At 61.5% G+C, this 20,061-nt stretch carries 17 protein-coding genes; 10 read left to right on the forward strand and 7 right to left on the reverse strand.

Translation table 11 applies throughout. The features are described 5' to 3' along the window. Window positions 1-46: 46 nt before the first annotated feature. Window positions 47-673, reverse strand: a complete 627-nt coding sequence (locus tag CTR55_RS10210) for a TetR/AcrR family transcriptional regulator (protein WP_296285853.1) — start codon at window positions 671-673, stop codon at window positions 47-49. A gap of 160 nt (window positions 674-833) precedes the next feature. On the opposite strand from CTR55_RS10210, the gene CTR55_RS10215 reads away from it, so the two are divergent. After that, complete coding sequence (locus CTR55_RS10215; RefSeq protein WP_296285856.1) at window positions 834-2,774, forward strand: amidohydrolase; 1,941 nt, start codon at window positions 834-836, stop codon at window positions 2,772-2,774. A gap of 170 nt (window positions 2,775-2,944) precedes the next feature. On the opposite strand, the gene CTR55_RS10220 is transcribed toward CTR55_RS10215, so the two are convergent. Further along, the gene (locus CTR55_RS10220; protein WP_296285858.1) at window positions 2,945-3,160 is read right to left on the reverse strand and encodes a hypothetical protein; all 216 of its coding nucleotides are present in this window, start codon (window positions 3,158-3,160) and stop codon (window positions 2,945-2,947) included. 198 nt (window positions 3,161-3,358) lie between these two features. Here CTR55_RS10220 and CTR55_RS10225 point away from each other — a divergent pair, with 198 nt between their 5' ends. Then, window positions 3,359-3,889: a hypothetical protein gene (locus CTR55_RS10225; protein ID WP_296285859.1), complete on the forward strand. Its 531-nt coding sequence runs from the start codon at window positions 3,359-3,361 to the stop codon at window positions 3,887-3,889. On the opposite strand, the gene CTR55_RS10230 is transcribed toward CTR55_RS10225, so the two are convergent. Next, window positions 3,880-4,092, reverse strand: a complete 213-nt coding sequence (locus CTR55_RS10230; RefSeq protein WP_296285860.1) for a helix-turn-helix domain-containing protein — start codon at window positions 4,090-4,092, stop codon at window positions 3,880-3,882. The two genes, CTR55_RS10225 and CTR55_RS10230, sit on opposite strands and share 10 nt — an antisense overlap. A 220-nt stretch (window positions 4,093-4,312) precedes the next feature. On the opposite strand from CTR55_RS10230, the gene CTR55_RS10235 reads away from it, so the two are divergent. Next, the gene (locus tag CTR55_RS10235; protein ID WP_296285861.1) at window positions 4,313-4,627 is read left to right on the forward strand and encodes a hypothetical protein; all 315 of its coding nucleotides are present in this window, start codon (window positions 4,313-4,315) and stop codon (window positions 4,625-4,627) included. A gap of 8 nt (window positions 4,628-4,635) precedes the next feature. On the opposite strand, the gene CTR55_RS10240 is transcribed toward CTR55_RS10235, so the two are convergent. Beyond that, window positions 4,636-5,517, reverse strand: coding sequence for a DUF6685 family protein (locus tag CTR55_RS10240; protein ID WP_296285862.1), 882 nt, complete (start codon window positions 5,515-5,517; stop codon window positions 4,636-4,638). Between the two features lie 149 nt (window positions 5,518-5,666). Here CTR55_RS10240 and CTR55_RS10245 point away from each other — a divergent pair, with 149 nt between their 5' ends. Together CTR55_RS10245 and CTR55_RS10250 are read left to right on the forward strand one after the other, a co-directional pair. Continuing rightward, window positions 5,667-5,888: a DUF2835 domain-containing protein gene (locus CTR55_RS10245; RefSeq protein ID WP_296285863.1), complete on the forward strand. Its 222-nt coding sequence runs from the start codon at window positions 5,667-5,669 to the stop codon at window positions 5,886-5,888. Window positions 5,889-5,941: 53 nt separating this feature from the next. Next, a complete protein-coding gene (locus tag CTR55_RS10250) occupies window positions 5,942-6,967 on the forward strand; it encodes a quinone-dependent dihydroorotate dehydrogenase (RefSeq protein ID WP_296285866.1) in 1,026 nt (341 codons plus the stop codon). Window positions 6,968-7,070: 103 nt separating this feature from the next. Here CTR55_RS10250 and rmf read toward each other — a convergent pair whose 3' ends face one another. Then, window positions 7,071-7,289 carry a ribosome modulation factor gene (rmf, locus tag CTR55_RS10255; protein WP_081519407.1) on the reverse strand — a complete coding sequence of 73 codons (219 nt, stop codon included), beginning with the start codon at window positions 7,287-7,289 and terminating at the stop codon, window positions 7,071-7,073. Between the two features lie 482 nt (window positions 7,290-7,771). Here rmf and rlmKL point away from each other — a divergent pair, with 482 nt between their 5' ends. Further along, the gene (gene rlmKL / locus CTR55_RS10260) at window positions 7,772-9,955 is read left to right on the forward strand and encodes a bifunctional 23S rRNA (guanine(2069)-N(7))-methyltransferase RlmK/23S rRNA (guanine(2445)-N(2))-methyltransferase RlmL (protein ID WP_296285869.1); all 2,184 of its coding nucleotides are present in this window, start codon (window positions 7,772-7,774) and stop codon (window positions 9,953-9,955) included. A gap of 101 nt (window positions 9,956-10,056) precedes the next feature. Beyond that, on the forward strand, window positions 10,057-12,468 hold the full coding sequence (locus CTR55_RS10265; RefSeq protein ID WP_296285870.1) for a diguanylate cyclase: 2,412 nt from the start codon (window positions 10,057-10,059) through the stop codon (window positions 12,466-12,468). 39 nt (window positions 12,469-12,507) lie between these two features. Here CTR55_RS10265 and dacB read toward each other — a convergent pair whose 3' ends face one another. Next, complete coding sequence (gene dacB, locus CTR55_RS10270) at window positions 12,508-13,944, reverse strand: D-alanyl-D-alanine carboxypeptidase/D-alanyl-D-alanine-endopeptidase (protein WP_296285871.1); 1,437 nt, start codon at window positions 13,942-13,944, stop codon at window positions 12,508-12,510. 232 nt (window positions 13,945-14,176) lie between these two features. On the opposite strand from dacB, the gene CTR55_RS10275 reads away from it, so the two are divergent. Further along, window positions 14,177-14,524 carry a 50S ribosome-binding protein YggL gene (locus CTR55_RS10275; RefSeq protein ID WP_296285873.1) on the forward strand — a complete coding sequence of 116 codons (348 nt, stop codon included), beginning with the start codon at window positions 14,177-14,179 and terminating at the stop codon, window positions 14,522-14,524. Here CTR55_RS10275 and CTR55_RS10280 read toward each other — a convergent pair. After that, on the reverse strand, window positions 14,505-14,921 hold the full coding sequence (locus tag CTR55_RS10280) for a response regulator (RefSeq protein ID WP_296285874.1): 417 nt from the start codon (window positions 14,919-14,921) through the stop codon (window positions 14,505-14,507). The two genes, CTR55_RS10275 and CTR55_RS10280, sit on opposite strands and share 20 nt — an antisense overlap. A gap of 855 nt (window positions 14,922-15,776) precedes the next feature. On the opposite strand from CTR55_RS10280, the gene CTR55_RS10285 reads away from it, so the two are divergent. Both CTR55_RS10285 and CTR55_RS10290 read left to right on the forward strand, forming a co-directional pair. Further along, entirely contained in the window at window positions 15,777-16,403 is a 627-nt protein-coding gene (locus tag CTR55_RS10285) for a response regulator transcription factor (protein ID WP_296286511.1), read from the forward strand. 8 nt (window positions 16,404-16,411) lie between these two features. Then, a complete protein-coding gene (locus tag CTR55_RS10290; protein ID WP_296285875.1) occupies window positions 16,412-20,053 on the forward strand; it encodes a transporter substrate-binding domain-containing protein in 3,642 nt (1,213 codons plus the stop codon). Window positions 20,054-20,061 lie beyond the last annotated feature (8 nt).

The following is a 20,061-nucleotide window of genomic DNA, read 5'->3' on the forward strand; positions in this document are numbered from 1 at the left end:
TCCTACACGGAGGGGGATAGCGCAAACCAGGGCCAGGGCGGCGTGCTCACACCTGCAACTCGCGCTCGAACTCGTCCGCTCCCTGGGTGCTGACTGCCAAGCGCAGCAGCCGGTACTGCCATTTCTGGTGCGCACGCCACATCAGCCCGCCGGCTTCGCCTTGTTCGATGCAGCCCTGCTTGACCACATCCCAGGTGCGGTACAGGTAGCGCAGCAACTCGGTCAACTCTTTCTCCGGCCACTGGCAACCATGCTTTCTCAGCAATACCCGCATATTGTCGAGCTGGAAGGCCTCATGCTGCACCTCCAGGTCATACAACTCCGGGATCACATCCATGGCCTGCCACAGTGCACCGTAACCGGAGTACTCCTGCTCGATCTCGTCGATCATTTCACCCAGCGCGTCCCAGGTTTCGATCAGGCCCAACTCCCCCTCGAAAATTTCCTTTTCCCGGCGGCGAATGGCATCCAGCCATTGCTGCCCCAGGCGATACACGATCGCCTCCTTGTTCGGGAAAAAGCGGTAGAGCGAACTGATGTCGACGCCGGATCGCTCGGCAATGGCATTGGTATTCAGCGGGGTCATGCCGCCTTCCTTGAGTAGCTCCAGCGTCGCCTGCTCGATCTTCCGGATGATCTCCAGGGTGCGCTGCTGGCGCGGTTCGCGACGCATCTTCAAGTCTTGCGGAATCATCCAGTGCCCAGCCTCATCGTTCAGTGCTGCACATTTCACATTGACCCGCCAGACAGAGTCAAACCGGGCAATTGACGCCCAGGAGCATCGCTGGTACTAATTAAATTACAGTAATTACTGTAATTTAATCGGAGAATCTATGCGGCTCAAACCAAAACAACACCTGACGCTATCCTCCCTCGTTCTGCTCTCCGGGCTTGCCGGATGCAGCCAGACGCCAGCGCCGGGCACCGATAACAGCGACAACACGGTGTACGTGAACGGCCAGTTCTATACCCAGGATGCCCAGCGCCGGAAGGTCGAAGCCATCGCCGTGTCGAACGACAAGTTCGTCTATGCCGGTAACCGGGAAGGCGCGGAGAGCTACATCGATCAGGGTTACCGTGTGGTCGACCTGGGCGGCAAGATGGTTCTGCCTGGCCTGCACGACAACCACATTCATGTCATGGGCGTCGTCCCGCTGGATGTCTGCGATCTGGCAGGCCAGAGCGTCAACCTCGATCAACTGGCGAGCAAGGTGAAGGAGTGCCTGCCGCGCTACGCCAGCGAGCCCGGTTCCTGGCTGAAGATCGAGCAGTGGGTTCCCTATGAGAACAACGAACCCACCGACAACTACAAGACCATCCGCCAGGCCCTGGATGCGGTGGCTGATGGCCACCCGATCGTCCTTTCCGGTGTGGACGGTCACGCCAGCGCCTACAACTCGAAAGCCCTGAGCATGGCGCAGGACGATAGTGGCAAGGTCGTTGGCTTCAATGCCAAAACGCTGGGCAAGGGCGGCGTGTTCGCCGAGCTTGCTCCCTACGTCAGCCTGGACAGCGGGGTCGTCCGCGATGCGGCCAAGGAAAAGATTCCGGTCGGCAGCTTCGACATGTTTGCCCAGGAAGTAGGTGATCCCCGCGGCGAAGCCATTTACGGCGCGATCCTGCCGAAGGTTGCGCAGGTCATGGCGCAAAGTGGTATCACCAGCATTCAGGATGCCTGCACCAATGACTTCATCCGCGAACAATTGGTGAAGATGCAACAGCAGAACCTGCTGAATATGCACGTCACCGCCGCCACCTGCTTCATCTCCGATGACTACAAGGGCAAGGTGGATATCGCCGGGCATTTGAAGAAGGCTCGGGAGGTACGCGCGGAGTTCGCCGGCAATCCGCTGATCAAGGCGGACGCGGTGAAAATCTTCGCCGACGGCGTGCTCGAAGGCGATCCCTTCAGCAAGCCGCCGTTCTCACCCAACGCCGGCATGCTGCACCCTTACCGGACACCCCACCTCAAGCAGGATGAGGAGACCGGTACTGTCACTGTCACCCGCGACAGTGAGGAGACGAAAAACAACGGAATCGTCAATTACAAGGCGGAGGACTTCAAGAATTACGCCACTGCCCTGGATGCCGATGGTTTCAGCATCCATGTGCACAGCGTCGGTGATCGTGCTACCCGCGTGACCATTGATGCGCTGGAAGCGGCTCGCCAGCGTAATGGCGATCGGCATATCCCGCACACCATTGCCCACCTGCAAATGGTCCACCCGGATGACCAGAAGCGCCTTGGCGAGCTGGGGACCTTCCTCACCTACACCTACGCCTGGATCAACGAGCAGCCCGAGTACGATGTCCTGATTACCCCCTTCCTCGAGCCGAGCAAGAAGGGCCAGGACATCAACGACCTGCTCTACAACCCGAAGAACTACACCTGGGGAGCTGTCTACCCGGTGGGCAATACGGCGAAAGCCGGCGCCGTGCTGGTGGCGGGTAGCGATGCGCCGGTCGATACGCGCGACCCACGGCCGTTCGTGAACATCGCGGCCGGCATCACTCGCGCCATCCCCGGCAAGCCGGCCTACAACCCCGGGCAGAGTGCAACACTGGAGCAGATGCTGGACGCCTACACCATCAACGGAGCCCGCGCCGTTCGCCAGGAAAAACTCCTGGGTTCGATCGAGCCGGGCAAGTCCGCCGACTTCGTCGTCCTGGACCGAAACCTGTTCGATCTGGTCCAGCAGGGCACGCCTGAGAAGATTGCCGACACCCAGGTCATGCAGACGGTGTTCCGTGGCAAGACTGTCTATAGCCAATAGACCGGCAAATTCAGAGGTGTGAATGAGCCACTAGCGGTTGACCTCAGCGGGTGAAGTTTTCCTGGCGTGTCGTCAGCCGCAAAAAACAAAATCCGATGCCTGAACCGGCATCGGATTTTTAATGCGCAGGGCTAGCACATCTGAGCAGGCAGATGTCCGCCGCAGTCTGCTCAGCTCCCGCTCCGACCTTCCGCGCGTGGCTCGGTCAGCGCCCGTCGGTACTTGGCGTACAGCTCATCGGACAGGTTGCTGGCGCCCAGCATCTTCAGCGCGAAGGACTTCACTTGCTCATCGCTGTAGGGCTCCTGCTGCGGCGTCGGTTGGCTGCTACAGCCTACCAGCCACAAGGGCACGATCAGGGAGAGAAGGGCGAGGGCACGGTTCATGGTTTTCACACGCAGGCTGGTTCGGGATGGTTGTCAGGCTATCAACCGCTCGAAGCGAGCAAAAATCATCCCGTTCAATAGTGAGTATTGTTTCTGGCGACTTCCGACGCCTTTGTCTGACGGAAAGTTCCCGGCTGCGGCGTTTTTTAGCGAATACGGATATCCTTCCCGGCTGTTCACTCTCTCCAGGATATCCCCATGAAAGCCCAACTCGCCGAACTCCTCACGCTGATCAGCTCCGGCTGCCTGGAAGCGGCAGAGATCGAGCAGATTGCCAGCGAGGCCGCCCAGGCCTACGCCGACCCGCAGGCCTTCCTCGCGACCAACGCCGACATCAACTACGACGACAGCTTCCCTATCCCGCTCGGTGAGTGGGTTGTCGTGGGTAGCCTCCCGGAAATCGTGCTGTTCATGGGCGACAGCTACGAAGAGCTGTTCGGCGAGATACGCGCTTCCTTCGATCCGAGCGTCAGCTTCGTGCTGCAGGCCAAGCAACTGCGCAAGACCGAGCCTTTGGCGGCGTTGAATCGCATCCAGACCCAGCTTGGCGCGCTGTATCCGGAGAAGGGCGGCTATGTGTTGGTGGACTTCAGCGAGCCGCTGGATACCGAGCTGCAGTGCGTGCTGGTTTACCGCAACGACCTGGAGCGCGTCATGGCGCTCTGCGTGGAAATCGGCATTCCCGCCGTGCCCGCGCTGCAGGCTGCGCAGGAAGCGGATCAGGACTGATCTGACTGCGCCTTCCTGAGCAGGGCGCCCAGGTCCACCAGGAGCTGGCCGCCGATGCGGCGGCTGGGAAGCTCACCTTGTTCGATCCAGCGCTGCACAATGGCCTGGTGGTCGGACAGGCCAATCAGCTGCGCAAAGCGCTGGGGCGTCACGTAATAACCACCTGCGAGCAGGTCAGGGGTGAATCCTCTTTCCTCTTTCATGCAACGCCCCGCACCATCCCGTTCCTTGAGCCCACGGCGACTGCTTTGGTCTGAATAGCTAATTTATCCTAATTGTTAGGGTGTTTTTCCGGACTTTGGTGGTCTCGGAGATGGATGACGCATGATGAAGAAACATTTCCTGTTCACCGCAGGAGAAAGACTACGGGCGCTTCGTTCGTTGACGGGGTTGTCGCGCCGTGCTTTCGCCGAGACAGTCGGCATGAAGCCCAAGGATGTGGAGAACATCGAGTACGGCAACCAGCGCATGCGCGATCTGGATTTCCAGAAGGTCTGCAGCGTGTACCCGGATTTCAGTCGCTGGATCACCTACGAAGGACCGATCGACTCGGCCGAGGTGACCTGGAAGGTCGAGGATTCCGCCCAGCGTGCGGCGGTCTATCTGGTGAAGAGCAATCCGCAGCTGCTGGCGCCGCTCGGCCTCAGTCTGGAGGAGTGGCGAACCCGGCACCATGAGGTGCTGGAAAGCCTGGGCGAAGAGGAGCGTCGACTCGGGGAGGAGCAGCTCGAAGGGTAGTGACGCTATCAGTCTGCCTTGCTGGCGCGACGCAAATAGTCGATTACGTCGGGGGCACCTGCTTCCCGCAGGCCCTGGCCGAAGGCATCCGACTGCGGATGATCCCTGGGCAGCAACAGGCTCTCCGGGGTTTCCGAGTTGAACAGGCCGAAGCGGGCATAGGGCATGCCGGTTTCCAGCAGCAGTTCCATGAAGGCTGAGTCGCTCCAGGCCCTGGGCGGCATGGCCAGCATGTGGAAGTCGCGCTCCAGTTCATCCAGCACCGACGTTTGCAGCTCGAAGCGCTGGATGCTCGCGGGCAGGACAATCTCCAGCCCGCGACGGCGCGCATAGACCACTGCATTGGCTAGTTCGCAAGGGTGGTTGTCGTCGTCCCAGAACAGCCTGGCGCCATGCCAGCCGGCGCTGCGCAACTGCAACTGCGTCTTGCGCTCGAAGCCGGGCAGGGCCACGCCCAGGACCTTGGTGAAGTCGTTGTAGCTGATGATCCGCACCTTGCGGCAGTGCTCACTGTTGGACAGCTCCTCCAGTCCGGCCAGCGGGCTGTCGAGCAGGGTTCGGCTACACAGGCCATCGATGCTGCGCACGTCAACGGCGGGATGGTCCTCGTAGTGGCTGCTCACCAGGCGTTTGAGTACCGCGTGGATGCGCGCCTTGTCTTCCTGTACAGGGCCCGATAGCGCCCCGCGGGGCAGGTCGATCAGTCGATACAGCGGCGGGCCTGATTGCCAGCCGAGGCCGGCAGGCCAATCGGGTAAAGGGGCGAAGGGTAGGGACAGGCTCCGGCTGCGTTCGGCGACGTTGCGCCCATCGGTGCCGCCGATGCCCAAGCGCTGGGCGAGGGCGGCCAGCCGGCTGGCAACGCTGTGGGGGCGAGGTGCTTGACTCATGGGCGACGCAAGACTCCCGATGGCCGGCTGGCCCGTGCAAGACGCGCCGGGCCGGAAGCGCGGCGAATTGCCCTAAGCATAGAAAACCCTGGCGCGGTTGGGTGCATGCGTTGTGGCAAAATTCTTTGCTTCACTTCCAGGAGGCCTCCATGGCTTGCGTTGTGCTGGATATTTCCCTGCCGCTGGACCGGCTGCAGGCGCTCTATCGCGGGCATGTCAGCCGGGTCCAGGTGACCAGTCGCGATGGCCGGCGGGTCAATCTGCCGGCGCATCACCTGCGCCCATTCGTCACTCACTCCGGAGTTCACGGCAGCTTCGAGTTGGAATTCGACGATTCCGGGCGGCTGCTGGCGCTGCGTCGCCTCGCCTGAGCGGGGGTGGGCTGGCTATAATAGCGCCCCATTTTGCCGACCGATGCCCGACCATGTACAGCCTGGCCCGCGAGCTCCTGTTCAAGCTCTCCCCGGAAACTTCCCATGAACTGTCCATCGACCTGATCGGCGCTGGTGGCCGCCTGGGCCTCAACGGCCTGCTGACCCAGGCGCCGACGAGCCTGCCGGTGAAGGTAATGGGCCTGGAATTCGCCAACCCGGTGGGGCTGGCGGCCGGCCTGGACAAGAATGGTGACGCCATCGACGGCTTTGCCCAATTGGGCTTCGGTTTCGTCGAGATCGGCACCGTCACCCCGCGTCCGCAGCCGGGCAACCCCAAGCCGCGCATCTTCCGCCTGCCGCAAGCCACCGCGATCATTAATCGCATGGGCTTCAACAATCAGGGTGTCGATCACCTGATCGAGCGAGTGAAGGCAGCCAAGTACAAGGGCGTGCTAGGGATCAACATCGGCAAGAACTTCGATACCCCGGTCGAGCGCGCCGTGGATGACTACCTGATCTGCCTGGACAAGGTCCACGCCCATGCCAGCTATGTCACGGTCAACGTCAGCTCGCCGAATACCCCCGGCCTGCGCAGCCTGCAGTTCGGCGATTCGCTCAAGCAACTGCTCGAAGCACTGCGCCTGCGCCAGGAAGACCTGGCCGTGCAGCATGGCCGCCGGGTGCCGCTGGCGATCAAGATCGCCCCGGACATGAGCGACGAGGAAACCGCGATGGTTGCTGCCGCGTTGATCGAGTCGGGCATGGATGCGGTGATTGCCACCAATACCACCCTCAGCCGCGAAGGCGTCGAGAACCTGCCGTTCGGCAACGAGGCGGGTGGCCTGTCGGGCGCTCCGGTGCGCGAGAAGAGCACTCACATCGTCAAAGTGCTGGCTGGGGAGCTGGGCGGTCGGCTGCCGATCATCGCAGCCGGCGGCATCACCGAGGGCGCGCACGCGGCGGAGAAAATGGCGGCGGGGGCGAGCCTGGTGCAGATTTATTCGGGCTTCATCTATAAGGGCCCGGCTTTGATCCGCGAAGCGGTGGACGCCATTGCGGCGGCCAAGCGGGCATAAACACAGTCGGTAGAAATAAGTAGGGCTCCTTTCGGAGCCCTTGGGCTTGCGCCCTTTTCCGCCCGGATGGGGCGGCTTGGGGAAGTCGGGGGTGACCCTGGATTCAGCCTGTTGCGTGCTGCAATTGGTTCACTCGTTGAATACCGGCGGCGCCGGTCAAACCATCCCAGTTGTCGCCGCGGCCCTCGCGCCAGCCGTTAAGCCAGGATTGCCGGGTAGTGGGATGGGTAAACGGACAGAGATCGCGAGATTTTCCAGTAATGCCGTGCTGATAACCACGCAAAAAAGCTCTTTCCAACGGATCACGCTTAAGTCTTCTCATAGGGTGTTGCCCTCACTTGTTGACTGTTATGTCCCGTTGGCCCCCCAGGGAGGCCGGGCGGAATGTTCCGCCAAATGGGGCGCATTGCCGGCGTGACGCGCCCCGCCCGACACCGTTGCGGTGAAGGATTACCCCGAGTTCTATCGAAAGGATCCGGGGCTGTGAATGACCAATTTGTCATAAGGACGTAACTCTTATGGGTTTGGGCCATAAGGTTCTGTCGGTTTGCAAAGTGCCAGTACGGCATAACCCGCCAGGGGCGGGAGGTTGCCAAGGATCAAGAGGAAAGTGTGTCTAATTGAGACCACCTCTCGTTCCGACGAGTGGGATGACTTTCTGCGACGCGAGGCCGCAGGCCGGGTTGCCGGTTCATCCCTGAAAATGAATACACGGGTCGCCTGGGTTCGCTCGAATGAACAAAAGGTGGCCGACAAGGCCGTAAGCGGCTTTGCTGAAAGGGCTGCGGCCCAGGAATTATTTGCATGTCGGATTTGCACGATCTCTTCCTCACCTGCCCGAAAGGGCTCGATGGCCTGTTGCTGGAAGAAGCCCAGACACTCGGGCTGACCGAGGCGCGCGCCCAGGTTTCGGCCATTCGTGGCAAGGGCGACCTGGAGACGGCCTACCGCCTGTGCCTCTGGTCACGCCTGGCCAACCGCGTATTGCTGGTGCTGTCGCGTTTTTCGGTGAGCAACGCCGAAGACCTCTACCTGGGCGTGAATGCCGTGCAGTGGAGCGATCATCTGGACGCTGCCGGCAGCCTGGCAGTGGAGTTCAGCGGCAAGGGCTCGGGCATCGATAACACCCACTTTGGCGCGCTGAAGGTCAAGGACGCCATCGTCGACAACCTGCGCGCCGAGTTCGGCCAGCGTCCGACGGTGGACAAGGTCAATCCGGATATCCGTGTGCACCTGCACCTGGATCGTGGCCAGGCCGTGCTGTCGCTGGACCTTTCCGGCCACAGTTTGCACCAGCGCGGCTATCGCCTGCAGCAGGGCGCCGCACCGCTGAAGGAAAACCTCGCCGCTGCCGTGCTGATTCGCGCGGGTTGGCCGAAGATCGCCGCTGAAGGCGGCGCGCTGTCGGACCCCATGTGTGGCGTGGGCACCTTCCTCATCGAGGCTGGGCTGATCGCCGCCGACGTGGCGCCTAACCTCAAGCGCGAGCGCTGGGGCTTCAGCAACTGGCTGGGCCACGTGCCGGCCATCTGGAAGAAGCTGATCGATGACGCCCAGCAACGCGCAGAGGCCGGTCTGGCGAAGACGCCGCTGTGGATTCGCGGCTATGAAGCCGACCCGCGCCTGATCCAGCCGGCTCGCAACAACATCGAGCGTTCCGGCCTGGGCGAGTGGGTGAAGATCTATCAGGGCGAGCTGGCCACCTTCGAGCCGCGCCCGGACAAGGGTCAGAAAGGCCTGATCATCTGCAACCCGCCTTACGGCGAGCGCCTGGGCGACGAAGCCAGCCTGCTGTACCTCTACCAGCACCTGGGCGAGCGCCTGCGCCAGAGTTGCCTGGGCTGGAGCGCCGGGGTGTTCACCGGCGCCCCTGAACTGGGCAAGCGCATGGGTATCCGCAGCCACAAGCAGTACGCCTTCTTCAACGGCGCACTGCCTTGCAAGCTGATCATGCTAGACGTGGAGCCGCGCCAGTTCGTGACCGGTGATCGCGGGGAGCGTAGCGAGTCGACGCCGGCGCAGAGCTCTGCGGTGATCGAACAGGCCCGCCTGAGCGAAGGCGGGCAGATGTTCGCCAACCGTCTGCAGAAGAATCTCAAGACGCTGGGCAAGTGGGCGCGCAAGGAAAAGATCGAGTGCTACCGGGTGTATGACGCCGACATGCCCGAGTACGCCCTGGCTGTTGACCTCTACCGCGACTGGGCGCATGTGCAGGAATACGCTGCGCCCAAGTCCATCGATCCGGAGAAGGCCCAGACCCGCCTGCTCGATGCCCTGGCAGCCCTGCCGCAGGCGCTGGGTATTCCCACCGAACGCATCGTCATCAAGCGCCGCGAGCGCCAGGCCGGCAAAAAGCAGTACGAGCGGCAGAATGCCGAAGGTCGCTTCATGGAAGTGGAAGAGGGCGGCGTGAAGCTGCTGGTCAACCTGACCGACTACCTCGACACCGGCCTGTTCCTCGATCACCGCCCGATGCGCTTGCGCATCCAGCGTGAGGCGGCGGGAAAACGCTTCCTCAACCTGTTCTGCTACACCGCCACGGTCACCGTGCATGCGGCCAAGGGCGATGCGCGCAGCACCACCAGCGTCGACCTGTCCAAGACTTACCTGGACTGGGCGCGGCGCAACCTGTCGCTCAACGGCTTCTCCGACAAGCAGCGGCTGGTGCAGAGCGATGTCATGGAATGGCTGCGCGAAGACCGCGGCGAATACGACCTGGTGTTCATCGACCCGCCGACCTTCTCCAACTCCAAGCGCATGGAAGGCGTGTTCGACGTACAGCGCGACCATGTCGAGCTGATCGACCTGGCCATGGCGCGGCTCGCCAAGGGTGGTGTGTTGTACTTCTCCAACAACTTCCGCAAGTTCGAGCTGGATGAAGGGTTGGCGGCGCGCTATCAGGTCGAGGAAATCAGCGCCCAGACGCTGGACCAGGATTTCGCCCGCAACAGCAAGATTCACCGTGCCTGGCGGATCACCGTACGTTGACTCCCGAGCGGCGTGCGGCGGGGGCCGTGCGTCGCGCCGAGGCTGGGCAAATGGCCATCGGCTGCTATAAAAACTGAGTACCCCTGGGAGCGGGAATCAAAATGACTCAGTTGCCGGCCTACGAGCAGTTGCCCGCCGCTCAGGGAGTCGTCAGCCAGAAAAAGGCCTTGCGCGCAGCCGGTGTCGTGCTGGTGGCGGGTTTGCTGCTGACGGCCCTGCTGGGCTGGAACGTTTGGCGCAACGCCCGTGTGGCCCTGGAGCAACAGTTCGCTCTTACCGCCAATGAACGGATTGACCGGGTTCGCGAGCGGCTGTCGATGCAACTGAGCGAACTGGAGTCGATCCAGCGCTTTTTCGAGAACTCCGAAAACGTCTCGCGCGAAGAGTTCGAACACTTCGTCAGCCCCTTGCTGGGCGACACCCTGGGCTATGCCTGGCTGCCCCGCGTGGAGCAGCGCAACCGCGAAGCCTTCGAGGCCAGCGCCCACGCTGCCGGCATGCTCGACTACATGCTGTTCGAACTCGATCTACAAGGGCAGCCGATCCCGGCACAGGTCCGTGAGCGGTACTTTCCCGTCCTATATGGAGCTTCCGAGTACCTCGAGGAGATGCCCCTGGGCATGGATCTCAACTCCACCTTGCCGGGGCGGGAGCTGACCCAGCGTGTCGTGAAGATGCGCTCGCTGACGGCCTCGATGCCGGTGGTCCTGCCGGGAGCGCCGCCAGCGGACTCCACCGGCTTGCTGCTGGCGGCACCGCTCTATCGCACCAGCGCGACGCCCAGCCCGACGGCGGAAACCCGCGTCGGCATTCAGGGCATCCTGTTGGCAGCGATCAGTTATCGCCTGCTCATTGAGCAGGGTACGGAGAGTCGTGGCGAACAGTTGGCGTTGACCCTGCGCGATGCTGGCGATCCCCGTCCTGACGTGCCGTTGTATCGCAGCCCGGTGACGGCGGATCGGACGGCTGGGCTGGTGTCGGAGCGTCACCTGCCTTTCGCCGGGCGTGACTATCTGGTGCGTGTCGAGCCTTCCAGCGACTTCCTGCGGCGTAATCAGGGGCATCCACAGTTGTGGGTGGTCTTTGCCGGCGGGTTGACCTCTTTGCTGTTGGCCGGCTACGTCCTGGCGCTGCTCGGCCAGCGCCAGCGGGCCCTGCAATTGGTGGGCGAGCGTACCGCCGAACTACGGGCCAACCAGCTGGAGTTGCAGGAGAACCAGGCGCGTCTGCACTTCGCCATGGACAGTGCCGGCCATGGCGTCTGGGACTGGAGCCTGGATACTGGCAGCGTCTTCTACTCTCACGCCTGGAAAGCCATGCTCGGTTACCGCGACAGCGAGGTGGGGGCGACAACCGACGAGAGCCTGAGCCGGGTTCATCCGGACGATAAGGACGCGCGCGACGAGGCGCTGCGCCGGCATCTTCGTGGCGAGTCCTCGTTGTACCAGAGTGAGCATCGACTGCGTTGCAAGAGTGGGCGCTGGCTCTGGGTACTCGATCGCGGGCAGGTGGTGGAGCGCGATAGCGGCGGATCGCCGCGCCGCATGATCGGCACCCAGACCGATATCAGCTCACGCAAGGCTGCGGAACTGGAGCTGGGTGAGGTGAATAGCCGCCTGCACGGCCTGCTCGATGCCGCAACCCAGGTGGCCATCGTGTCCACCGATCTGCGCGGTTTCGTACGCAGCTTCAATGTGGGGGCGGAACGCATGTTCGGCTACAGCGCCCAGGAGGTGATCGGGCGGCCGGTGCCGGAAAATGTCTTCGTCAAGGATGAAATCCGCCGTCGTGGGCAGGATCTGTCGAGCGTTCTGGGGCGTGAGATCCGTGGTTTCGAGGTGGTCGGAGCGCTGGTGGGCGAGAGCCACGAGGAGCACGAGTGGACTTGCATCCGCCGTGATGGCCGACAGTTGAAGATCAACCTGATCATCACCGGTGTCCGCGATTCGGCCGGCAACACCACGGGTTATCTGGGCATCGCCACCGACATCACCCGGCGCAAGGAAGCGGAGCTGGAGTTGCGGCGCCTGTCGGTCACCGATGCGCTCACCGGTATCCATAACCGTCGCTACTTCAAGGAGCAGTTGGACCAGGCCATGGCGCGCTGCTCTCGCAGTGGCGAGCCGTTGTCTCTGGTGATGTTCGACATTGACCACTTCAAGGACATCAATGACCGCTTCGGCCACGAGGCGGGCGACATCGTGCTGGTCACCCTGTGCCAGCGAATCGCTCAGCGCTTGCGCAAGGTGGATGTGTTCTGCCGGCTCGGAGGCGAGGAGCTGGTGGTGCTTTGCCCCGGCAGCACCACGGATCAGGCCTGGCAGCTGGCCGAGGCATTGTGGCAGGCCTTGCGTGGTCAGCCGATGGAGGGCATCGGTGTGGTCACGGCGAGCTTCGGGGTGACTTCATGGGGCACTGGCGAGAGCGCGGACGACCTCATGCGCAAGGTGGATCGCGCGGTCTATCGCGCCAAGCGGCTGGGCCGCGATCGTCTGGAGCGGGTCGAGGCCTGATGCGAAAACCCCGGCCTGTTGGCCGGGGTTCGCGTGCTCTCAGCGCTTGGTGCTGCTGTAGAGGTCCAGCAGTACCTGGTCGAGGATCGACGAAGCGCCCCACGGTCGGTTGCTGTTGAGAATTGCCACGACCACCCAGGAACGCCCGTTGGCGTCCCGGCTGAAGCCGGCGAGGGCGCGCACGGTATTCAGGGTGCCGGTCTTCACGTGGGCTTCGCCGGCCATGGGTGTGCCGCGCAGGCGTTTGCGCATGGTGCCGTCCTTCGCCACGATCGGCAGCGAGGAGATGTATTCCGCGGCATAGGGACTGTGCCACGCGGCCTGCAGCATGGCTGCCATCTCGCGGGCACTGACGCGCTCGTCGCGGGACAGGCCCGAACCGTTCTCCATCACCAGGTGGCTCGCGGTGATGCCCTTGCGCGCCAGCCACTGGCGAATCACTCGCTGTGCGGCCTGGGCGTCGTCAGCGTCGGCGCCGTTGCGATACTGGCGACCCACGGAGAGGAACAACTGGCGGGCCATGGTGTTGTTACTGAACTTGTTGATGTCGCGGATGATTTCCACGACGTCCGGAGACATTGCACGGGCCAGCAGAGTGGCGTTCTTCGGCACGGCGCCTTCGCGGTCCTTGCCGAGGATGCTGCCGCCCAGCTCCTGCCAGATGCCGCGTACGGCGCCAGCGGTGTAGCTCGGGTGATCGAGCAGCGACATGTAGGTCTGGGCGCTGCAGCCCTGCGGGATCTGCCCGGTGGCGACCAGCGAGGTGCCGTCGAACTGGGTCATTGGGCTGAAGCGCAACTTCGGCCAAGCGGGGCAGGCCGCCGCCTTGCTCACCTGTATCTGGTTGTCGATACGCACGTTGGCCAACGGAGGATCCATCAGGACGGTGGCTTTGTTGCCTTCGGTGCGAATCACCAGGCGCACGCTCTTCAGGTTGACCATCAGCGAGTCTGGGCCGACCAGGAACGGCTTGTTATCGTCGCCGCCGTCGTCGTTGAACACCGGCAGCTGCGGAATATTGAAATAGCTGCGGTCCAGCACCAGGTCTCCGGTGACCTTGCGCACGCCGTTGGCGCGCAGGTCGCGCATCATCAGCCAGAGCTTCTCCAGGTTCAGCTTGGGGTCGCCACCGCCCTTGAGGAAGAGGTTGCCGTTGAGCGTGCCATCCTTGAGCTGGCCGTCGGTGTAGAACTCGGTCTGCCACTGATAGGTCGGGCCGAGCATTTCCAGGGCGGCATAAGTCGTGAACAGCTTCATGGTCGACGCCGGGTTCACCGAAACGTCGGCATTGAAATAGGTGGCGTTGCCGGGACCTTCCAGGGGAATCATCACCAGCGACAGGGCGTCATCGGTGAGTTTGCTGGCCTTCAGCGCTTTCTGTACGCGCTCGGGCAGGGTGGAGTTGATCTGGGCAATGGCCGGCAGGGCGAAGGGCAATAAAGTAGCGAGAGCAAGGACGCGCAGAGATTTGAACATAGAAAGGGTGACATCCCAGTGGTCGGGCATTGACTTGAAAAAATGAAAAGATGAAGCGCAACACTACAGATGAAATACTCCCTGTTGGACCGGGAGCTGCGGCACATTATGCCGCAAGCCGTTCCAGGATGCGCTGGCCTTCGAATGCCGGTCGTCTCGGGGGTGCAAGTCCAGGGTTTGCATTAGACACACCATTCAATGAGAGGCGAATGCCCTCATGAGGAGAGTTTGGATGGCTACCCAGCGTTCCCGCCGTTTGCGCAAGAAGTTGTGTGTCGATGAGTTCCAGGAACTCGGATTCGAATTGAGTTTTCAGTACCTGGAAGGACAGGGCGAAGGAGCTATCGATGCTTTCATGAAGCGCTTCGCCGCCGATGCCGTAGAGTCAAATAATCTGGTCTATAGCGGTTGCGATGAGTACGGCTTCATTTGCCTTGCCCGGCGCGGCTCGGTAAACGCGCAACAGCGGGAGCTCATTGACGGGTGGTTGAAACAGCAACCGGAACTCGCCGGTTTCAACCTCGGCCCACTGACGGACGCCTGGTATCCGGAGCAGTCGGTCAATCCGCCTGCTCAATGAGCCTTAGGCCCTCTTCCGCTTCCAGGGCCCGCATCAGCGCCCATTGGTCGAGGGGTTTCGACAGGCAGGCCAGAACGGGTAGCCCGCGTTCACGCAGAGTGTTCTGCAGGGCCTGCAGCTCCTCCGCTTCGCGACAACTCAGGAACACAGCCTGACGAATCTGCCCCGCCTCGGTGAGCTCCTTGAGCAGGTCGACGCCGTTGGTGTCCGGCAGATTGATATCGCAGAGCAGCAGGTCGAAGGGCTCTGTGCGGCGTGCGCACTCTTCACGCGCCTCGTTGGCGTCAAGGGCGGGAGCCAATCTGAAGAAACCCAATCTGTTCAGGTGCATTTGCACTGCAATCAACTGGAAAGGATGGTCTTCGACAATCAGGATGCTGAATTTATTGTCCTGCATGGCTAATGGTTCCTTGAGGTTGAGAGAGGCAATTGATGAACGTCTATGCGGGAAGCTGCTTCAGATGGTCAAAATTTATTGCTGGCGTTCGGTTTTCAGGCATTCAACGAAATGAAATGGGCTAAAGAAAAGCCAGTTGCAGATCACAAGGTGTGTTTGGGTTTTTATTCTTTAGTGCGACTGGGTTGATTGTTGTCGTATTTGTTGTGGCTGTGAGGGCTGTTTCCTTTTCTGTTTCCCATGGGCAAGTCTCTGGGTACTTGGCTTTCATGGTGTTTGGGGATGTATCCGAATTGGCTGGGATCGAATCTCCGAGTTTGTCTATACGAACTGCGAGCCGAGGGGAATAGCGATTCTACTTGTCAGACGCTGTCCGACAGCGAATGTGAAGATAGCCAGCTATTCGCCAGCGCGAGGCTGGTCGCCAGCCATGCGAGAAGGAGACATGGCTTGGGCAGAGAGGGAACTCTCCGGTCTTAGGTCCGTGATAGAGCGTCTCGTTGCCTGAGGTGGCTCCGTTGAGCAGGGAGCGAAAATTGTTTTCGATGTGCTCGTTCTGAGTTCGCGGAAAAATGTCCAGAAGCATATTGAGGTCTGATAGACGGGATATGCAGAGATAGTGCCGAGGTTTCTCAGGGTTCGAAGTCAGCTTTTCTCCTGTTTGGTGTCGGAATCTTCTTGCGGAGCGATGGTGGGGCCTGCTCGGTTGAGAGTTATTTGTAGGAATTATTTAGATGTTGCGTAGGAAAACCCTCTAATGGTGGATAATGAGGGGGTTTAATCTCGACAGAACAAGCTTGGCATATATCTTACCGACGGATATTTCATTTCGATGAGTCTGTGGGAGGAAGCTTGATGAGCAAAGTTCTTATTGTCGATGATCACCCGGTCATACGCATGGCAATGCGTGTACTGCTGGAAAAGGAAGGCCATGTCATCGTCGGGGAGACCGACAACGGTGTGGACGCGCTTTCGCTTGTCAAGGATCTGGTCCCGGACCTCGTCGTTCTGGATATTGGCATCCCCAGGCTCGATGGCCTGGAGGTGGTCAGCCGAATTTCCGCTTTCGAGCTTCCGCTCAAGGTGCTGGTACTGACCGGGCAGAGTGCCTCGTTGTTTGCCATGCGCTGCATGCAGGCCGGCGCATCGGGCTTCGTCTGCAAGCAGGGTGGTTTGTCGGAGCTGATCAGCGCGGTCAACGCGGTGGTCGCCGGCTACAACTATTTCCCCAGCACCGCCGTGCGTCAGACCCGCCGCAACAATGGACAGATGGATGACCAGGAGCTCATCCAGCGCCTGTCCGACCGAGAGATGGCGGTGCTCCAGTACCTCGCCAACGGCTACTCGAACAAGGAAATTTCCGAGCAGATGTTCATCAGCAACAAGACGGTCAGCACCTACAAGACCCGGCTGCTGCTGAAGCTCAATGCTCATTCGCTGGTGGATCTGATTGAGTTCGCCAAGCGGAACGCGCTGGTCTGAGGTGAGTGATGTGCCGCTTCCGCTTTCTCTTTGGTGTGTTGCTACTCATCGGTTGCGGATGGGTGATGGCGGAGCAGCACGACTGGACCACGATGAACCTGCTGGCTCGTTCCGCGGACGAGCCGGTCAAGGTGCAATTGAGCGATTCCGACTGGCAGTGGCTCAGGGACAGGCGGACGCTGCGTCTGGGGGTGAGTGCGCCGGATTACGCGCCCTTCGACATCACGGGCAGTGGAACGGACCTGGAGGGTATCACCGCTGATGTCAGCGGGATCCTCGCTGACACCCTGAATGTCCGGTTGGAAGTACGGCGTTACCCTGACAGGGACTCCGCCATGGCGGCTTTGTTGCGTGGCGACATCGATTTGCTGAGTCGAGCCACCGGGTATGAGGCGGAGGAGCCTGGTATAGCACTGTCCCGACCGTACTTCTTCAACCAGCCCGTGATCATCGGGCCGGAAAGCACACGTCTGGACCGTGCGGATCAGCTCGCTGGAAAGCGCATCGCCGTGGTCAGCGACTACTACTCGGCGGAGACGCGCGACAGATACTTCGCCGGTGCTTCGGTGCAGAGCTACCGGTCGGTTCGCCGGGCGTTGGAGGCGGTCGCCTTTGGTCAGGCGGACTTGTTCGTCGGCGATGCTTTCAGTGCGCAGTATCTGATCAGCCAGGGCTATCTGGCCAATCTCAAGCTGCTCAATTTCGCCAGCTTCAATGACCAAGGCTTCAGCTTCGCCGTGGGTGCGTCGGAGCACACGCTGTTGAGCATTCTCGACCGTACCCTGACTGCTATCCCACGGCAGGCCGAGCAAACCATTCAGCGTCGCTGGAGTACCGGCGGGACCAACGCCATCGCCAGCCAGCGTCTGATCCTGACGCCCCAGGAGCAGCGCTGGCTGGACCGGCATCCGCGCCCGAAGGTTGTGATCGATCAGGCACTTGCCCCCGTTTCGTTCTTTGACGCCCAGGGACAGTTCCGCGGTATTGCCGCCGATCTGCTCGATCTGATCCAGGGGCGCACCGGCATCGACTTCGATGTGCGCCCGCAGCCCAGTGTCACGGCGATGCTGGACCAGGTGCGAACGGGCAAGGCCGATGTGATCGCAGCCTTGACCCCTACCGCACAGCGTGAGGAGTGGCTGGGCTTCACTCGGCCTTACATGAGCGCATCCTTCGTGGTTGTGGTGTCGGGCAGGAGCGACTGGCTTCACTCGTTGGACGACCTTGATGGTCACAATGTCGCGGTCCCCAAGGGATCGATCATTGCCGACTTCATGCGCGCGCATCATCCGCAGGTGAAGCTGGTCGAGGTTGAGAACAACGTCGACGACCTGTCGATGATCAGCGAGGGGAAGATCGACGCGGGTATCCACCTGCTTTCTTCCGCCAACTACCTGATTTCGCGATATTACCCGGATCTGAAGATTGCTCTGGCCCTGGATCGCGAGCCGGGGCAATTTTCGCTGGCGGTGTCCCAGGCTGACCCGGAACTGCTGAGCATTCTCAACAAGGCGATACTGGCCATCTCGCCCGAGGACCTGAGCAATATCACCACTCGCTGGTTCGCCAGCGTGGAGAGGCCGGACAGTGTCTGGCAAGGCTATCGCACGCAGTTCATTCAGCTTGCCTGGGCGGCGGCGTTGGCATTGCTGGTCGTGCTGATTTGGAACTGGCGGCTGTGGCGCAAGGTGCGTCGACGCCAGGATCACGAGAAAGAACTCAATTACCGCCTCGAGTTCAAGCGCACGTTGATCGATGGTATCCCGCAGCCTGTGGCGGTCCGGGATCGCGACGGGCGTCTGGTGACCTGCAACATCGGCTTCCTCAAGGCGACCGGAATGCCCCGCGAGTCGGCGGAGGGTTCGCGGGTGATCGATTGCCCGTGGCTGGCCCCACGGGATGCGCAAGCGCTGCAACTGATCCATCAGCAGGCCATGGACCAGGACAGCAAGGTGGCCTCCGACCTGATCCTGCAGATTAGTGAGGAGGTACGTGAGATTTATTACTGGGCCACGCCATACCGCGGGCCAAGCGGGGAGGTGTCCGGTGTCGTGACGGGCTGGATGGATGTCACCGAGCGGGAGCGCCTGCACCATCAGCTGGAGGCCGCCAAGGAGCAGGCTGAGGAAGCCAACCGCGCGAAAAGCACGTTCCTGGCCACGATGAGCCATGAGATTCGCACACCGATGAATGCGGTCATCGGGATGCTGGAGCTGGCATTGACTCGCGCTGGTCAGGGGCACTGGGAGCGTGAACCGGTCGAGGTAGCCTATGACTCGGCGCGTTCTTTGCTGACGCTGATTGGCGACATTCTCGACGTGGCCAAGATCGAGTCCGGGCGTCTGACTCTGATGCCCGAGCGAGCGCACCTGCGAGAGCTGGTGGAGTCGGTTGCCCGAGTATTCGATGGGCTTGCCCGACAGAAGGCGCTGGAGCTCCGGCTGGAAATCGAAGCGGAGACGGCCTGCGATGTGCTGATCGATCCGTTGCGCTTCAAGCAGATTCTGTCGAACCTGGTGAGTAACGCGATCAAGTTCACCGACTATGGCCATGTGAAGGTCCGCGTCTATGGCGAGCGTGTTGCCGGCGAGCGTCTGGCTCTCGAGGTCAGCGTGCAGGACAGCGGGATTGGCGTCTCCGAAGACGAGCAGCGCCAGTTGTTCGAACCCTTCAGCCAGGTGGCTCGCAGCGGCAATGAAAGCCGTGGCGGTACGGGCCTGGGGCTCACCATCTGCCGCAAGCTGGCGGAAATGATGGGCGGTACGGTGCGTATGGAGAGTCGCCCCGGCGAAGGCACCACGGTCACGGTCAAACTGTTGCTCCAGACTCTGGAGTCGCTGCCGAAGGCCAAAGCGGAACCCGTGGTGGAACTACAAGCTTCGGTCCATTCGTTGAAGGTGCTGGTGGTCGACGATCACGTTGCCAACCGAATGCTGCTGTCCCAGCAACTGGAGCACCTGGGGCATCAGGTTGAAGTCGCATCCGATGGCGTTCAGGCGCTGCAGTTATGGCATCCGGGTGATTTCGATCTGGTGATCACCGACTGCAACATGCCGGTGCTCAATGGTTATGGTCTGGCTCGGCGGATCCGCGAAGTCGAGCAGGAAATGGAGGCTCAGCCCTGCGTGATCTACGGCTTCACGGCCAATGCCCAGCCTGACGAGATCGAGAGCTGCCGGCGAGCGGGCATGGATGACTGCCTGTTCAAGCCCATCGGCCTGGATAACCTGCGTGTGCGGCTGGAAGTGATTCCGAAGATTGCAGTCTCCGAGAGTCCGGTTGCCGAGGAGGAGGCGGGTGCCGATGGGGTCGATCTGAAGGCGTTACGGGAGATGACCGGGGGCAATCCCGGATTGATCCGCCGCCTGCTGGAGGAGTTGCACAGTAGTAACCGGATCGACATCGATCAGGTGCAGCCGCTCTGGGAAGCGAGTGACTGGAAGCAATTGGCAGATCTTGCCCATCGCATGAAGGGCGCGGCGCGCCTGGTCAACGCAGATACGCTCCAGGAGTTGTGCGGCAAGTTGGAAGGTGGCTGCAAGGACGGGCTTGACAGTGGGGAGCTACGCTCCCGTGCCTTGGCTGTAGAGCAGGCCATGGCGTCCTTGCAGGATGATCTATTGCTGCAACTGCGGAAACTGGCCGCCTAGCCTGTACG

It is taken from the genome of Pseudomonas sp. (genome assembly GCF_002796985.1).
Taxonomy (GTDB): domain Bacteria; phylum Pseudomonadota; class Gammaproteobacteria; order Pseudomonadales; family Pseudomonadaceae; genus Pseudomonas.

Bases quoted from the DNA above. Each gene is read 5' to 3' on its own strand.
- CTR55_RS10210 (WP_296285853.1), bottom strand. From the start codon at position 673: ATGCGTCGCGAACCGCGCCAGCAGCGCACCCTGGAGATCATCCGGAAG.
- CTR55_RS10215 (WP_296285856.1), top strand. From the start codon at position 834: ATGCGGCTCAAACCAAAACAACACCTGACGCTATCCTCCCTCGTTCTG.
- CTR55_RS10220 (WP_296285858.1), bottom strand. From the start codon at position 3,160: ATGAACCGTGCCCTCGCCCTTCTCTCCCTGATCGTGCCCTTGTGGCTG.
- CTR55_RS10225 (WP_296285859.1), top strand. From the start codon at position 3,359: ATGAAAGCCCAACTCGCCGAACTCCTCACGCTGATCAGCTCCGGCTGC.
- CTR55_RS10230 (WP_296285860.1), bottom strand. From the start codon at position 4,092: ATGAAAGAGGAAAGAGGATTCACCCCTGACCTGCTCGCAGGTGGTTAT.
- CTR55_RS10235 (WP_296285861.1), top strand. From the start codon at position 4,313: ATGAAGCCCAAGGATGTGGAGAACATCGAGTACGGCAACCAGCGCATG.
- CTR55_RS10240 (WP_296285862.1), bottom strand. From the start codon at position 5,517: ATGAGTCAAGCACCTCGCCCCCACAGCGTTGCCAGCCGGCTGGCCGCC.
- CTR55_RS10245 (WP_296285863.1), top strand. From the start codon at position 5,667: ATGGCTTGCGTTGTGCTGGATATTTCCCTGCCGCTGGACCGGCTGCAG.
- CTR55_RS10250 (WP_296285866.1), top strand. From the start codon at position 5,942: ATGTACAGCCTGGCCCGCGAGCTCCTGTTCAAGCTCTCCCCGGAAACT.
- rmf (WP_081519407.1), bottom strand. From the start codon at position 7,289: ATGAGAAGACTTAAGCGTGATCCGTTGGAAAGAGCTTTTTTGCGTGGT.
- rlmKL (WP_296285869.1), top strand. From the start codon at position 7,772: ATGTCGGATTTGCACGATCTCTTCCTCACCTGCCCGAAAGGGCTCGAT.
- CTR55_RS10265 (WP_296285870.1), top strand. From the start codon at position 10,057: ATGACTCAGTTGCCGGCCTACGAGCAGTTGCCCGCCGCTCAGGGAGTC.
- dacB (WP_296285871.1), bottom strand. From the start codon at position 13,944: ATGTTCAAATCTCTGCGCGTCCTTGCTCTCGCTACTTTATTGCCCTTC.
- CTR55_RS10275 (WP_296285873.1), top strand. From the start codon at position 14,177: ATGGCTACCCAGCGTTCCCGCCGTTTGCGCAAGAAGTTGTGTGTCGAT.
- CTR55_RS10280 (WP_296285874.1), bottom strand. From the start codon at position 14,921: ATGCAGGACAATAAATTCAGCATCCTGATTGTCGAAGACCATCCTTTC.
- CTR55_RS10285 (WP_296286511.1), top strand. From the start codon at position 15,777: ATGAGCAAAGTTCTTATTGTCGATGATCACCCGGTCATACGCATGGCA.
- CTR55_RS10290 (WP_296285875.1), top strand. From the start codon at position 16,412: ATGTGCCGCTTCCGCTTTCTCTTTGGTGTGTTGCTACTCATCGGTTGC.